This is a genomic window from Delftia sp. 60 (assembly GCF_002754395.1).
Lineage (GTDB): Bacteria > Pseudomonadota > Gammaproteobacteria > Burkholderiales > Burkholderiaceae_C > Comamonas > Comamonas acidovorans.
Map to the genome: position 1 here is coordinate 1,059,062 of NZ_PEFD01000001.1, position 14,828 is coordinate 1,073,889.

At 68.5% G+C, this 14,828-nt stretch carries 14 protein-coding genes; 8 read left to right on the forward strand and 6 right to left on the reverse strand.

The window, feature by feature from the left end:
* Positions 1–279 precede the first annotated feature (279 nt).
* Positions 280–1,716, forward strand: coding sequence for a pyruvate kinase (pyk, locus tag CLV01_RS04805; RefSeq protein WP_012202862.1), 1,437 nt, complete (start codon positions 280–282; stop codon positions 1,714–1,716).
* A 141-nt stretch (positions 1,717–1,857) separates the two neighbouring features.
* On the opposite strand, the gene CLV01_RS04810 is transcribed toward pyk, so the two are convergent.
* A complete protein-coding gene (locus tag CLV01_RS04810; RefSeq protein ID WP_099734866.1) occupies positions 1,858–2,439 on the reverse strand; it encodes a phosphatase PAP2 family protein in 582 nt (193 codons plus the stop codon).
* A 12-nt stretch (positions 2,440–2,451) separates the two neighbouring features.
* Complete coding sequence (locus CLV01_RS04815) at positions 2,452–3,228, reverse strand: phosphatase PAP2 family protein (protein ID WP_099734865.1); 777 nt, start codon at positions 3,226–3,228, stop codon at positions 2,452–2,454.
* 93 nt (positions 3,229–3,321) lie between these two features.
* Between CLV01_RS04815 and CLV01_RS04820 the strand changes: the two genes are divergently transcribed.
* The 3 genes from CLV01_RS04820 (at position 3,322) to fba (ending at position 6,596) form a co-directional block, all read left to right on the forward strand.
* Entirely contained in the window at positions 3,322–4,020 is a 699-nt protein-coding gene (locus tag CLV01_RS04820; protein WP_013804530.1) for a response regulator transcription factor, read from the forward strand.
* Positions 4,017–5,402 carry an ATP-binding protein gene (locus CLV01_RS04825; RefSeq protein WP_043825424.1) on the forward strand — a complete coding sequence of 462 codons (1,386 nt, stop codon included), beginning with the start codon at positions 4,017–4,019 and terminating at the stop codon, positions 5,400–5,402. The genes CLV01_RS04820 and CLV01_RS04825 overlap by 4 nt, the downstream gene beginning before the upstream one ends.
* Positions 5,403–5,531: 129 nt before the next feature.
* Positions 5,532–6,596, forward strand: coding sequence for a class II fructose-bisphosphate aldolase (gene fba / locus CLV01_RS04830; protein ID WP_013804528.1), 1,065 nt, complete (start codon positions 5,532–5,534; stop codon positions 6,594–6,596).
* 58 nt (positions 6,597–6,654) lie between these two features.
* Here the strand turns inward: fba and CLV01_RS04835 are convergent, their stop codons facing one another.
* Together CLV01_RS04835 and CLV01_RS04840 are read right to left on the reverse strand one after the other, a co-directional pair.
* Positions 6,655–7,491: a sulfite exporter TauE/SafE family protein gene (locus CLV01_RS04835; RefSeq protein WP_099734864.1), complete on the reverse strand. Its 837-nt coding sequence runs from the start codon at positions 7,489–7,491 to the stop codon at positions 6,655–6,657.
* 132 nt (positions 7,492–7,623) lie between these two features.
* Positions 7,624–8,409: a nucleotidyltransferase family protein gene (locus CLV01_RS04840; RefSeq protein ID WP_099734863.1), complete on the reverse strand. Its 786-nt coding sequence runs from the start codon at positions 8,407–8,409 to the stop codon at positions 7,624–7,626.
* Positions 8,410–8,526: 117 nt separating this feature from the next.
* On the opposite strand from CLV01_RS04840, the gene tkt reads away from it, so the two are divergent.
* The 4 genes from tkt to CLV01_RS04860 all read left to right on the forward strand — a co-directional run bounded on the left by tkt (position 8,527) and on the right by CLV01_RS04860 (position 12,474).
* Positions 8,527–10,572: a transketolase gene (gene tkt, locus CLV01_RS04845; RefSeq protein ID WP_099734862.1), complete on the forward strand. Its 2,046-nt coding sequence runs from the start codon at positions 8,527–8,529 to the stop codon at positions 10,570–10,572.
* Between the two features lie 109 nt (positions 10,573–10,681).
* Entirely contained in the window at positions 10,682–11,683 is a 1,002-nt protein-coding gene (gap, locus tag CLV01_RS04850; protein ID WP_012202871.1) for a type I glyceraldehyde-3-phosphate dehydrogenase, read from the forward strand.
* 127 nt (positions 11,684–11,810) lie between these two features.
* Positions 11,811–12,044, forward strand: coding sequence for a hypothetical protein (locus CLV01_RS04855; RefSeq protein WP_099734861.1), 234 nt, complete (start codon positions 11,811–11,813; stop codon positions 12,042–12,044).
* A gap of 70 nt (positions 12,045–12,114) precedes the next feature.
* Positions 12,115–12,474, forward strand: a complete 360-nt coding sequence (locus tag CLV01_RS04860; protein WP_026062619.1) for a tRNA-binding protein — start codon at positions 12,115–12,117, stop codon at positions 12,472–12,474.
* Between the two features lie 28 nt (positions 12,475–12,502).
* Here the strand turns inward: CLV01_RS04860 and CLV01_RS04865 are convergent, their stop codons facing one another.
* Together CLV01_RS04865 and CLV01_RS04870 are read right to left on the reverse strand one after the other, a co-directional pair.
* A complete protein-coding gene (locus tag CLV01_RS04865; RefSeq protein ID WP_099734860.1) occupies positions 12,503–13,477 on the reverse strand; it encodes a tripartite tricarboxylate transporter substrate binding protein in 975 nt (324 codons plus the stop codon).
* Complete coding sequence (locus CLV01_RS04870) at positions 13,474–14,727, reverse strand: M20 aminoacylase family protein (RefSeq protein WP_099734859.1); 1,254 nt, start codon at positions 14,725–14,727, stop codon at positions 13,474–13,476. Before CLV01_RS04870 ends, CLV01_RS04865 begins: the two co-directional genes overlap by 4 nt.
* Positions 14,728–14,828 lie beyond the last annotated feature (101 nt).

Below are 14,828 nucleotides of genomic sequence, written 5' to 3' on the forward strand. Positions count from 1 at the left end.
GCAGGCATTGCGAACGTCCCGGGCAAAACTGCTTTCACAGGCGGCAGGCATGGCGGCGTGCCTGCGCCGGCGATGCTGCGCTGCAGCATCAAAACCCATAGCGGCAAAGGCCAGGCGCCACGGTGCTTTGCGATGCGCTGCGTGCCGCGCCTGCGCGATCTGCGGGGTGCCTGGGGCCTGGCTTTCAGCCCCTGGCCACATGCCGGAATGTTGCCTTCATGTAACCGCATTCGTGTGAGAATTGAAACCCGATTACAAACCCTGAGCGAGAGACATTCCATGCAAGTCCGCCGTGCCACCAAGATCGTCGCCACCCTGGGCCCCGCTTCCAGCGACCCGCAACTGCTGGAACAGATGGTGCGTGAAGGCGTCAACGTGGTGCGCCTGAATTTCAGCCACGGCAAGGCGCAGGACCACATCGACCGCGCCACCATGGTGCGCGAGGCGGCCCAGCGCGCAGGCCGCGAGGTGGCCATCATGGCCGACCTGCAGGGCCCCAAGATCCGCGTCGGCAAGTTCGCCGAAGGCAAGGTCATGCTGGAGCCCGGCGCGCGCTTCGTGCTCGACGCATCGCGCACAGCGCCCGGCGACCTGGGCGGCGTGGGCCTGGACTACAAGGAGCTGCCGCGCGACGTGAAGCCCGGCGATGTGCTGCTGCTCAACGACGGCCTGATCGTGCTCACCGTGGACCATGTGCGCGGCGACGAGGTGCACACCACCGTCAAGCTGGGCGGCGAGCTGTCCAACAACAAGGGCATCAACAAGCAGGGCGGCGGCCTGACGGCCCCGGCGCTGACGGCCAAGGACATGGAGGACATCAAGACCGCCATGAGCTTCCAGGCCGACTACGTGGCCGTGAGCTTTCCCAAGAACGCCACCGACATGGAGATGGCGCGCCAGCTGTGCAACGTGGCTGCGGCCCAGTACGGCCACAAGCCCGGCCTGATCGCCAAGATCGAGCGCGCCGAGGCCATTCCGCGCCTGGAAGAGATCCTGCATGTCTCCGACGGCATCATGGTCGCCCGTGGCGATCTGGCCGTGGAAGTGGGCAACGCGGCCGTGCCCGCGCTGCAAAAGAAGATGATCCGCATGGCGCGCGACATGGACAAGTTCGTGATCACCGCCACGCAGATGATGGAGAGCATGATCACCAACCCCGTGCCCACGCGCGCCGAGGTCAGCGACGTGGCCAACGCCGTGCTGGACGGCACGGACGCCGTCATGCTCAGCGCCGAGACCGCCGCCGGCAAGTACCCGCTGGAGACCGTGCAGGAAATGGCCAAGATCTGCGCTGCCGCAGAAGCCGCCGAAGACCCGGACAGCGATGCCGAGTTCACCGGCCGCCAGTTCTCGCGCATCGACCAGTCGATCGCCATCGGCGCGCTGTTCACGGCCCACCACCTGGGCGCCAAGGCCATCGTCGCCATGACGGACAGCGGCTCCACCGCGCTGTGGATGAGCCGCCACCGCATCCACATCCCCATCTACGCGCTCACGCCCAAGATCTCCACGCAGCGCAAGATGGCCATGTACCGCAACGTGCGTCCCCTGCTCATGGATACCAGCGCCGACCGCGACACCGCGCTGGACCAGGCCGAAGGCCATCTGCGCGCGCGCAACATCGTGCAAAGCGGCGATGTCTATGCCATCACCTGCGGCGAGCCCATGGGCCAGCCCGGCGGCACGAACATGCTGAAGATATGTCGTGTGAACTAACCCCCTGAGGCGCTTCGCGCCTTCCCCCTCTCGCTACGCGGGGGGACGACACCCTCGCGGCGGGGCGGCCCTTGCTCGGTGTCCCTCGTTTTGGGGAGCGCCAGTTTTATGTGCGGTGCGCTATGCCTTCGCCATGGTCTATTAGGGCCTGCCTGAGTGGGTTCGTGCGTTGTAGGGCAGCAGGTTGGGCATGACGGCAAGGCGGCGCCACAGCGCGGCATGCCAGACCAGGGTGGCGCTGCAGATGCCCACGATGGCGCCGCCGACCACATCGGACGGGAAGTGCACGCCCAGGTGCACGCGGCTCCAGGCCATGCCCAGGCCCAGCGACCAGGCTGACACCATGACCCAGCGGCGGTGGCGCGTGCAGCCCAGGGTCAGCGCCTGGGCCAGGGCAAAGGCGCCCGTGGCGTGCATGCTCGGAAAGCTGGACCGCAGCGCGTGTTCCACCCATTGCACGCCCATGCCCAACTGGGCAGGACGCGGCGCGGGGAAGCCCCAGCGGATCAGCCGCGCCACGGCCCAGGCGGCCAGCATGGACAGCAGGGCCAGCACCAGGGTGCGGCGCAGGGCGGGCGAGCCGCGCAGCAGCCCGGCCATCACAGGAAGGGCGCACAGCGAGGGAAGCCAGGACGAGATGGCGCGCGCCGCCTCGATCGAGATGGCGGGCGTTTGCGCGTTGGCGTTCAGCAGTGTGAACAGGGCGGGGTCCAGGGGCAGCATGGCAATGCTCGATCAGGGTGCGGAAGGCGGAAGGCTGGCGGCGGGCCACAGGGAGTCAGGCGCGCTCTCCCGGGTGCGCAGCGCACGCGTGACCGCCAGGTCGAAGAGCCAGCCCGCCGTCCAGCACAGCCAGCCGGTCCACAGCGTGTGGCTCATGAAATGGGCGCCGCGCATCTGCTGGGCCAGGCCCATCGACAGGCCTGCGGCCAGCGAGACGGCCAGCCAGATCCAGGCTGCGCGCGGTGCATGGCGGCGCAGCGCGAAATAGCCGGCCAGAAAGGCAAAGCCTGCCGAGGCATGACCGGCGGGAAAGCAGCGGCCCGGGCCACCATCGGCCAGGCCCAGCGACCAGTGCGAGACATGGCGCGCCACACCACCGAACTCGGCCAGGTCCCAGGGGCAACTGGTCGCGCTGGTGTACTTGAGCAGCGAGATCAGGGCCAGCGACAGCAAGATGCCGGCCACCAGCTGCACGCGCCGCCCATGGGGCAGCAGGCGCAGCGGGCCCACGGGCCGCCAGACGCACAGCGTCAGGCCCAGCACCACCAGCCAGGCCATGCGGCGTGCGCCTTCGTGGGCGATGTTCACGAAGAACCAGTCCGAACGCAGCGCAAAGCCATCGGCGTCGCCAAACCAGCGGGCCATGGCCAGGTCCAGGGCGCTGGCATCCCAGGCCAGAACCACGGCCAGGGCCGCCAGGGTCCACAGCAGGGTGCGTTTGAAGGAGGGGCCCTGCGCGGGGGCTGCGGAGAAATCTCGGGGTTCAGGTGTCGGCATGGCCGGCAGCATGAGAAGCGCGGCTTAAACCCGTCTTAACGCATGCCCCGGCGTGCGGCCATCGTCTGGCACCGCAGCCGGCAGCGGTCATTGCACAATGCGCGCATGCGAATACTGGTCGTCGAAGACAACGCGGGCATTGCCGCAGGCCTGCAGGCCAATCTGCAACAGCGCCGCTACGCGGTCGATGTCTGCACCACCGTGGCCGAGGCCTGGCATGCGCTGGAGATGGAGCGCTTCGATGCCGTGCTGCTGGACCTGGGCCTGCCCGATGGCGACGGCAGCGAAATCCTGCGCCGCCTGCGGGGCCCGCGCCGCCCGGGTGGCGACAGCCAGGCCCTGCCGGACCCCAACACGCCCGTGCTCATCCTGACCGCGCGCGACCAGGTGCGCGAGCGCATCGCCGGGCTGGACCTGGGTGCCGACGATTACCTGGTCAAGCCCTTCGACATCGACGAGCTGGAGGCGCGGCTGCGCGCCATGCTGCGCCGCGCAGGAGGCCAGGCGGCACCCGTGATCCGCCATGGCGAGCTGGAGGTCGACCCGGCCGCGCGCACCGTGCGCCGCGACGGAAAGCTGGTGGAGATGTCGCCGCGCGAGTTCTCCGTGCTCTGGGTGCTGCTGCAGGCGCGTGGGCGCGTGCTCTCGCGCCAGCAGATCGAGGAACATCTCTACAGCTGGGGCACAGCCGTGGAAAGCAATGCCGTCGAAGTCCACATCCACCACCTGCGCAAGAAGCTGGGCAATGCCAGCATCGTCACCATGCGTGGCGTGGGCTACTTCCTGCCCGTGGAGAACACATGAGCACCGCGCCGGACCGCCGCCCCTCGCTGATCTGGCATCTGATGGCCTGGATGCTGGGCGCGCTGGTCGTGGTCTGGGCCAGCTTCGTGGCGCTGGGCTACCAGACCGGCGTGCACGAGGCCGACGAGCTGACCGACGGCCACCTGGCCGGTGTGGCTGCGCTGGTGCTCAACCTGGAAGTCGCAGGCGCCGTAGGCCAGGGAGCAGCCACGCCCGTGCATGAGCCCCCCGGCCTCATGGCCCACGACTACCAGCAGTCGCTGAGCGTGGCCCTGTGGGATGGCTCGGGCCGGCTCATCTCGCGCACGGGCGATGCGCCCGAGCCCTCCTTCGACACCGAGCAGGGCTTTGCCACGCTGCGCCTGGGCCCGGAGCGCCGCGCCTGGCGCAGCTTCACCCAGTGGAGCCGCGACCACGCACGCAAGGTCAGCGTGATGATCGAGCTGCAGGAGCGCGACGAACTGGCCGACGACATCGCGGGCCAGATGGTCGAGCCCGGCCTGTGGCTGCTGCCCGTGGTGGCGCTGGCGCTGGGGCTGGCGATTCGCCGGGGCATGCGGCCGCTCAACGAACTCTCGCGCGAGGTGGAGCGCCTGGACCTGGCCCAGGCCGAGCGCGTCTCGCACCGCCACGCGCTGCGGGAATTCATGCCCGTGGTCAACTCCATCAACACCTTGCTGGACCGCCAGCAGGAGGCGCTGGAGCGAGAGCGCAGCCTGGCCAACGAAGTGGCCCATGAACTGCGCACGCCGCTGGCCTCCATCGCCTTGCAGGCGCGGGCCCTGGGCGATGCGCCGGCCGGTGCCATGGACGCCCCGGCCCAGCGCCAGGCGCTGGCGCAGATAGGCCGGGACGCGCTGCATGCCGGCCATGTGCTCAGCCAGCTGCTGGCACTGGCGCGCGCCGGCCGCGCCATGCTGGCCGAGCCGCCCGTGCCCGTGGACCTGGCCGCGCTGGCCCGGCAGGTGGTGGCCGCCCATGCGCAGGCGGCCTGGCAGCGCGACTGCAGCCTGTCCGTGCAGGCGCCTGAGGCACTGGGCGTGATGGGCAATGCCGTGCTGCTGGAGCTGGCGCTGCGCAATCTGGTGGAAAACGCCCTCAAGCACACGCCGCACGGCACGCAGATCGAAGTCCAGGCCGGGCAGGGGCCGGATGGCGAGGTCTGGCTGCAGGTCTGCGACGACGGCCGCCGTAGCGACGGCCGCCGCGATGGCGCCGAGCGCGCGGCAGCGCCCGTGGACAGCCTGCACCTGGGCCACGAGATCGTGGCGCGCGTGCTGCGCGCCCACCAGGGAAGCTTTGGCGAGGCCGCGCCGCCCGAAGGCTTCACGACCTGCTACCGCATGGGAATGCCCGGGACAGGGTTGGCGGCAGCTGGTTAAAATCGCCAGTTACCAAGCGGTTACTGCCGCGATCCCCCGGCCGTGGCCCCGCAGCGCACCCATGACGCAGCGGCGGCTGCCATGCGGCAGGGGCATCCCCCTCTCAACAACTTGATACGGACCCTACACATGCCTCTCGTTTCGATGCGCGAACTGCTGGACCACGCTGCCGAAAACGGCTACGGTCTTCCCGCCTTCAACGTCAACAACCTGGAGCAGGTGCAAGCCGTGATGTCGGCCGCTGACGAAGTGGGCGCGCCCGTCATCCTGCAGGCCAGCGCAGGCGCCCGCAAGTACGCCGGCGAGCCCTTCATCAAGCACCTGATCCAGGCCGCTGCCGAGCAGTATCCCCACATCCCCCTGGTCATGCACCAGGACCACGGCACCTCGCCCGCCATCTGCCAGGGCGCGCTGAACCTGGGCTTCGGCTCGGTGATGATGGACGGCTCGCTGATGGAAGACGGCAAGACGCCTTCCTCCTTCGAATACAACGTGGACGTGACCCGCAAGGTCGTGGAAATGGCCCACAAGCTGGGCGCCACCGTCGAAGGTGAGCTCGGCTGCCTGGGCTCGCTGGAAACCGGCATGGCCGGCGAGGAAGACGGCGTGGGCGCCGAAGGCGTGCTCGACCACTCGGCCCTGCTGACCGATCCCGAGGAAGCGGCCCAGTTCGTCAAGGCCACGCAGCTGGACGCGCTGGCCATTGCCATCGGCACCAGCCACGGCGCCTACAAGTTCACGCGCAAGCCCACGGGCGACATCCTGTCCATCCAGCGCGTCAAGGAAATCCACGCGCGCCTGCCCAACACCCACCTGGTCATGCACGGCTCCTCCTCCGTGCCCCAGGAACTGCTGGAAATCATCCGCCAGTACGGCGGCGCCATGAAGGAAACCTACGGCGTGCCCGTCGAGGAAATCCAGGAAGCCATCAAGCACGGCGTGCGCAAGATCAACATCGACACCGACATCCGCCTGGCGATGACCGGCGCCGTGCGCAAGTTCCTGGCCGAGAACCCCGAGAAGTTCGATGCCCGCGAATGGCTCAAGCCTGCCCGCGAAGCCGCCAAGCAGATCTGCAAGGCCCGCTACATCGAGTTCGGCTGCGAAGGCCAGGGCGCCAAGATCAAGGGCTACACGCTGGAGCAGATGGCCGCCAAGTACGCTGCCGGTTCGCTGCAGCAGGTCGTGAACTGATCGGTTCCTTCCCCTTCAAAAGAAAGCCCGCCGGTCCGCCCGGCGGGCTTTTTTGTTGTCAGCGCGGCGCGGGGTGTGCAGCCTGGGACCGCTGGGGTACGGCCATGGCCATCTCGTCATCGGGCACCACGGGCTGGGGGTGGCTGGCGTTCCAGCCCGACACCAGCAGGCTGGTGCCCGACAGCACCAGCAGCAGGCAGACCATCCATTCGACCAGCCGCTTGGGCAGGGCGGGCGGATGGCGCATGTGCAGCCAGGTCACCACCGTCACCACGGGAAAGGCCAGGGCCGCCGCCAGCAGCACGCTGGCGGTGATCTCGCCCTCCCAGGCCACCATCACCAGGCGCAGCAGTGCGCAGGTGAGGAACATGGCAAACAGGCACTGGCGCACCACCAGGCGGTCCAGCGGCTGGCGGTACAGGTGGTAGACCATGGGCGGACCCGGCGTGGCAAACAGCCCGCCCAGCACCCCCGATGCCACACCGGCCACCCACAGCGACACCGGCCCCGACACCTGCGCGTTGACCTGCTTTTGCAGCAACAGCAACAGCGCGCAGGCCACGATGGCCAGGCCCAGCAGCATGCGCAGCCCGCTCAGCGCATTGCCGCTGAGCCACTGCAGCAGCAGCACGCCGCCGATCACGCCGATGACGCTGCTGATCAGCATGGGCTTGAGCAGCGTCCACTGCGGCACCTGGCGGTGGGCGCGCAGGTAGGCCACGCCGTTGACCACGGACAGCAGGCAGGCCACGTTGGCCGCATCGCCAATGCCCATCAGGTGCGTGGCACCGGCCACGCCCACGAAGATCAGCCCGAAGGCAAAGCCCGTCAGGTTCTGGCAAAACGTCGCCAGGCCCACCAGGGCCAGGAACATCACATACTGGATCACGCTCATCGAAAGGCTTTCTGGCGCGCCGCTGCGCCGAACCGGCGACGCTATCACGAAGCGCCCGCCGCTGCCTGCAGGCGCAGGAGGCAGGGCGCCAAGCCGCCGATCGCCAGGCCGCACTCACCGACGCGCGGTGTATCAGCCCGGCGCGTTGAGGCGTTCCAGCCGCTCGGGCGTGCCCACGTCGGTCCAGCGGCCCGTATAAAGGCTGGCCCCCACCTGGCCGGCCGCCATGGCGCGGCGCAGCAGCAGTACCAGCGGCACGCGCCATCCCTCGGGGTTGCCGGGCGGGATGTCGCACCAGGGCGCGGCAAACAGCTCGGCGCGCAGCAGCGCAATGGTGCCGTAGGTCTGGCGCGGGCGGGCATCGCCCTCGGGCCAGTCGCAGGCCAGGCCCAGTTTGTCCACGCCGAAGTCGCCACGCCGATGGTGCTCGGGGTTGGGCACCAGCCACAGATGGGCCAGGCGGCCGCTGGCCGCGAATTCCCGGGCGGCCTCGAACGGAAAATCGAAGTCGGGCGCGTAGACGTCGCCGGCCGCCAGCCAGAACACATCGCCCAGCAGCGGCAGCGCGCGTGCAATGCCGCCAGCGGTCTCCAGCGCCTGTTCGGGCTCGGGGGAATAGGCCAGTTGCAGCGGCTCGCCACCGGCGTCCGGCACGAATTGGGGGCCGAATCGCGCCGGAATCTGCGCGCCCAGCCAGCCCGTGTTGACCACCGCGCGGCGCACGCCCGCCCGGGCCAGCGCCTGCATGTGGTGCTGCAGCAGCGGCTGGCCCTGCACCTGCAGCAGGGGCTTGGGTGTGGTGTCGGTCAGCGGCCGCATGCGCTCGCCACGGCCTGCGGCCAGCAGCATGGCAGGCGGCTGTTCGGTGAGGGAAAGCGCCTTGGCGGCGGGGAACGGCGGGATGGGCTGGGCGGTCATGGAGGGCAACTGTAGACCATTGCCAGCGGCCATTGTCCCGCGCGCGGGAGCCGAAAACCCCAGTCCTTTAAAATGGCCGGCTTATTCTGATTACCCCCTCCTTCACGGAGCGCCCTGATGGCCAACACTCAACAAATGGCGAATGCGATCCGCGCACTCGCAATGGATGCCGTTCAACAAGCCAACTCCGGCCACCCCGGCGCCCCCATGGGCATGGCCGACATGGCCGTGGCACTGTGGAGCCGTCACCTCAAGCACAACCCCGTCAACCCGCAATGGGCTGACCGTGACCGCTTCATCCTGTCCAACGGCCACGGCTCCATGCTGATCTACGCGCTGCTGCACCTCACGGGCTACGCGCTGCCGATCGACGAGCTCAAGAACTTCCGCCAGCTGCACAGCAAGACGGCCGGCCACCCCGAAGTGGGCATCACCCCCGGCGTGGAAACCACCACCGGCCCGCTGGGCCAGGGCATCACCAATGCCGTGGGCTTCGCGCTGGCAGAAAAGCTGCTGGCTGCCGAATTCAACCGTCCCGGCCACGCCATCGTCGACCACCACACCTACGTGTTCCTGGGTGACGGCTGCCTGATGGAAGGCATCAGCCACGAGGCCGCGGCCCTGGCCGGCGCCTGGAAGCTGGGCAAGCTGGTGGCGCTGTACGACGACAACGGCATCTCCATCGACGGCAAGGTCGCCCCCTGGTTCATCGACAACACGCCCGCCCGCTTCGAAGCCTATGGCTGGAACGTGATCCGCGACGTGGACGGCCACAACGTCCAGGCCCTCGATGCCGCCATCGCCGCTGCCAAGAAGAACAGCTCCAAGCCCACGCTGATCTGCTGCAAGACCAGCATCGGCAAGGGCTCGCCCAACCGCCAGGACACGGCCAAGGCCCACGGCGAGCCCCTGGGCGCCGAGGAAATCGCGCTGACCCGCGCGGCCCTGGGCTGGGAGCACGGCCCCTTCGACATCCCCGCCAGCGTCTACGGCGACTGGGATGCCAAGGCCGCCGGCGCCAAGGCCGAAGCGGCCTGGAACAAGAAGTTCGCCGCCTACGCCAAGGCCTTCCCCGAACTGGCTGCCGACTTCACGCGCCGCATGGCCGGCGACCTGCCTGCCAACTTCGGCGAGATCGCCGCGCAGATCGCCTCCGACGCGCATGACGCAGGCGCCACCGTGGCCAGCCGCAAGGCCAGCCAGCTGGCCCTGGAAGGCCTGACCGCAGCCCTGCCCGAACTGCTGGGCGGCTCGGCCGACCTGACCGGCTCCAACCTGACCAACACCAAGAGCACGCCTTCGCTGCGCGTGGACGACAAGGGTGCCGTGGTCCTGACCGAAGACGGCAAGATCGGCCGCCACATCAACTACGGTGTGCGCGAGTTCGGCATGGCGGCCATCATGAACGGCATCGCCCTGCATGGCGGCTACATCCCCTACGCAGGCACCTTCCTGACCTTCAGCGACTACAGCCGCAACGCCATCCGCATGGCCGCGCTGATGAAGCAGCGCGTGGTCCACGTCTTCACGCACGACTCCATCGGCCTGGGCGAAGACGGCCCCACCCACCAGTCCATCGAGCACGCCGCCTCGCTGCGCCTGATCCCGGGCCTGGATGTCTGGCGCCCTGCAGACACCACGGAAACCGCCGTCGCCTGGACCGTGGCCCTGAGTCAGAAGAACAAGCCCACGGCCCTGCTGCTGTCGCGCCAGAACCTGGCCTACGCAGCCAAGACCGAAGACGCGCTGGACGACATCGCCTGCGGCGCCTACGTGCTGTCCGAGCCCAAGGCCGTCGGCCTGAACAAGAAGGCCCAGGCCGTCATCATCGCCACCGGCTCCGAAGTGCAGCTGGCTCTGGCAGCCCAGAAGCTGCTGGCCGAGCGCAAGGTCGCCGTGCGCGTGGTCTCCATGCCCAGCACGACCACCTTCGACAAGCAGGACGTCAAGTACAAGAGCCAGGTGCTGCCGGCCAACCTGCCGCGCATCGCCGTGGAAATGGGCGTGACCGACTTCTGGTGGAAGTACGGCTGCGCCGCCGTCGTCGGCATCGACACCTACGGCGAATCGGCCCCCGCGCCCGTGCTGTTCAAGCACTTCGGCTTCACGGCCGAGAATGTGGCCGACACCGTGCAGGCTGCGCTGCAGCGCGCCGGCAAGTAAAGCTGCGAGAAGGGGCCTGTGGCCCCTTTTTGCCGCCCGCCAGGCCCGGCCTGGCCCTCACCGTTTCAGTTTTTCCGTTTTTCGCAATCCGTCAATCCAAGAGGCAAATATGACGATCAAGATCGGTATCAACGGCTTCGGCCGCATCGGCCGCATGGTGTTCCGCGCTGCCGTGCAGAACTTCAGCGACATCGAAGTCGTGGGCATCAACGACCTGCTCGAGCCCGACTACCTGGCCTACATGCTCAAGTACGACAGCGTGCACGGCCGTTTCAAGGGCGAGGTCTCGGTGGAGGGCTCCAACCTGATCGTCAACGGCAAGACCATCCGCCTGACGCAGGAGCGCGACCCTGCCAACCTGAAGTGGAACGAAGTCGGCGCCGACATCGTGATCGAGGCCACCGGCCTGTTCCTGACCGACGAGACCGCACGCAAGCACCTGGCTGCCGGCGCCAAGAAGGTCATCATGTCCGCGCCTTCCAAGGACAGCACCCCGATGTTCGTCTTCGGCGTGAACTGCAAGACCTACGCCGGCCAGGACGTGATCTCCAACGCCTCCTGCACCACCAACTGCCTGGCTCCCGTGGCCAAGGTGCTCAACGACAAGTGGGGCATCAAGCGCGGCCTGATGACCACCGTGCACGCTGCCACCGCCACGCAAAAGACCGTGGACGGACCCAGCAACAAGGACTGGCGCGGCGGCCGCGGCATCCTGGAAAACATCATTCCCTCCAGCACGGGCGCAGCCAAGGCCGTGGGCGTGGTGATTCCCGAGCTCAACAAGAAGCTGACCGGCATGTCCTTCCGCGTGCCCACCTCCGACGTGTCGGTGGTGGACCTGACGGTGGAGCTGAACAGCGAAGCCAGCTACGAAGAGATCTGCGCCGAAATGAAGGCCCAGTCGCAAGGCGCGCTCAAGGGCGTGCTGGGCTACACCGAAGACAAGGTCGTGGCCACGGACTTCCGCGGCGAGTCCTGCACCTCGGTGTTCGATGCCGAAGCCGGCATCGCCCTGGACAAGACCTTCGTGAAGGTCGTGTCCTGGTACGACAACGAGTGGGGCTACTCGAACAAGTGCCTGGAAATGGTGCGCGTGGTCGCCGCCAAGTAATCCTGGCGCGAACCGCTGCGGGGCCTGTCGAAGGCCCCCGCATCAGGCCGGCATCGGACGCGATGCCGGCCTTTTTCACGGAAGCTGCGACACTGGCGGCTTGTTCGTCACCTGTGATTCGACCGCCATGCAACCCGCCCTTTGCAGCGTCTGCAACAAGGATCCGACGCAGGAACCCGGCCCGCTGCACGGAGCCTGGCTGTGCTTTGCCGACCATTGCGCCGAGCAGGCCGACATGCTGTCCCATCCGCAGGGACTGGCCTATTTCTGCTCTGTGCATCTGCCGGCGGCGAAGGCCCTCGCGCATTTGCCGCAGCAGGAAGCGATAGCACGGCTGGCGCATGCCTGCGCGCGTTCGTGAGCCCGCCACTGTCCCGCACTGCAAGCGTTGCTCGACAAAGCCGGCACCGGCGGCGCGGCATCATGGCCGCATGACTACTTCATCCGCATTGCACGAGACCATTGGCTTTGACGACTTCCTCAAGGTGGAGTTGCGCGTGGGCCGCATCGTGGACGCCCAGGTGTTCAAGGAGGCGCGCCGCCCCGCCTATGTGCTGCAGGTCGATTTCGGCCCGGAGCTGGGCCTGCGCAAGTCCAGCGCCCAGATCACGGCGCTGTACCGGCCCGAGGAACTGATCGGCCGCCAGGTGGTGGCCGTGCTGAACTTTCCCAGCAAGCAGATCGGTCCCATGCGCTCGGAATGCCTGGTCACGGGATTCCACAACGAGAACGGCGAGGTGGCGCTGTGCGTGCCCGACCGCGAGGTGCCGCTGGGCACCAAGCTGCTGTGACGGCCTGGGTGACTATTGGCCTGGGTGACTATTCGATGCGCACGTCGGCCGCCTTGACGATGCGCCCGGACGCTTCCCAGTCGTCCTTGAGCAGGCGCTGGAATTCGGCGGCCGGCAGGGTGGCGGCTTCTACGCCCACGCGGGCCAGGCGCTCCTGGACCACGGGCTCGGCCAGCACCTTGCGCACGGCGGTGTTGATGCGCTCCACTTCGGCGGGCGGCGTGCCGGCCGGTGCCAGCAGGCCCAGCCAGGAGTCGAAGGCATAGCCGGGCACGCCGGACTCGGCCACCGTGGGCAGATCGGGCAGGAAGCGCGACCGTTGCTGGCCCGAGTAGGCCAGCAGTTTGACGCGCGGATCCTTCTGGAAGGCCAGCATGCCGATGGTGGCGCCCGTGACCAGCTGCACGCGGCCGGCCAGCAGTTCGGTCGTGGCGTCGCCCGTGGATTTCATGGGAATGTGCTGCAGCTTGATGCCCGCCTGCGCGGCCAGCGAGGCCGAGGCCAGGTGCGAGGCGCTGCCATTGCCGGCCGACGCATAGTTGAGCTGGCCCGGCTGGGCCCTGGCGCGCTGCAGCAACTCGCCCAGGGTCTGCACGCCCGAGGTGGCCGGCACGCCCACCACATAGCCCGTGCGGCCCAGGAAGGACACGCCCACGAAGTCCTTGAGCGGGTCATAGGGCAGCTTCGCGTACAGATGGCCGGCCAGGTTGTGGCTGGCGGCAGCCAGCACCAGGGTGTTGCCGTCCGGCGCGGACTTGGCCACCTGGGCCGTGCCCACGCTGCCACCCGCGCCCGCCCGGTTTTCCACCACCACGGTGGCGCCCAGGGCCTGGCCCAGCTCATTGCTGAAGGTGCGTGCCACCGTGTCCTGCGTGGCGCCTGCGCCGAAGGGCACGACGATGCGGATCACGCGTTCGGCATGCACGGCCGGTGCCAGTCCCAAGGCCAGGGCTGCTGCCAGCAGAACGCGGCGGGTGACGGGAGAAGGATGAGAGGTTTTCATGGGGAAGTTTCCTGGGGGACGGCAAGCCACCGCTCCACCAGCCGCACGAAGTAGCTGGCGCCGATGGCAAGGATGTCGTCGTTGAAGTCGTAGGAGCGGTTGTGGATCAGGCAGGGGCCGTCGCCATGGCCGGGCAGTCGGTGATCGCCCTGGCCGTTGCCGATGAAGGCGTAGCAGCCGGGCCGCGCCTGCAGCATGTGGGCGAAGTCCTCGGCCGCCAGCACGCCGGGGAACTGCGTGTCCACGGCGTCGTCGCCCGCGATCTCGCGCATCACGGCGGCGGCGAAGGCGGCCTCGGCCGCGTGGTTGACCAGGGGCGGCGAGGCGCGCCGGAAATGGATCTCGGCCCTGCAGCCATGGGCCAGGGCCGTGTGCTCGGCCTGGCGGCGCAGGGCGGCTTCGAGGATGTCCAGCGCCGCCACGGAGAAGGTGCGCACCGTGCCGCCCACCCAGGCGCTGTCGGGAATCACGTTGGGCGCGTCCGAGCCCTGGATCTGCGTGACCGCCAGCAGCGCGCGTTCGCGCGAATCCACATGGCGCGCGACCAGGGTCTGCAGCTGCTGGGCCAGGTCAATGGTGGCGGCCACCGGATCGATGCCCGTGTGCGGCAGTGAGGCATGCGTGCCCTGCCCATGCAGCACGATGCGGAAGGTGTTGCTGGAGGCCATGAGCGCGCCCGGGTTGAGCGCGAAGCTGCCCACGCGGTCCAGCGCGAAGTTGTGCAGGGCGAAGACCGCATCGCAGGGGAAGCGCTCGAACAGGCCTTCGTCGATCATCCTGCGTGCGCCGGCCTTGCCCATCTCTTCGGCCGGCTGAAAGATCAGGTGCACCGTGCCCGCGAAGTCGCGCGTGCGCGCCAGATGCCAGGCCGCGGCCAGCAGCATGGTGGTGTGGCCGTCATGGCCGCAGGCATGCATGCGGCCTGCATGCTGCGAGCGGTGGGCAAACCGGTTTTCTTCCTGCAGCGGCAGCGCATCCAGGTCGGCGCGCAGGCCGATGGTGCGCATGCCATGGCGTGCGTCCGTATGCCTGCCGTGCACCACGCCCACCACGCCCGTGCCGGCCAGGCCGGTGTGCACCTCCACGCCCCAGGCGGCCAGGCGTTCGGCCACGACGGCCGAGGTGCGGTGTTCCTCGAAGCCCAGCTCGGGGTGGGCATGCAGGTCGCGCCGCAGGGCCACGAAGGGCGCCATGTCGGCAAAGCTTTCGATCAGGTGGGGCAAGGCGGTCTCCGGCCGCAGCCGGCCCATGCCTGCTGCGGCGAATCCCGGATTCTGTAAAACCGCCAGCCCTGCGGCAACGAAGCAAAACGCATATGCATGCGCCCTGCATGCACAAGCCGAACGGGCCG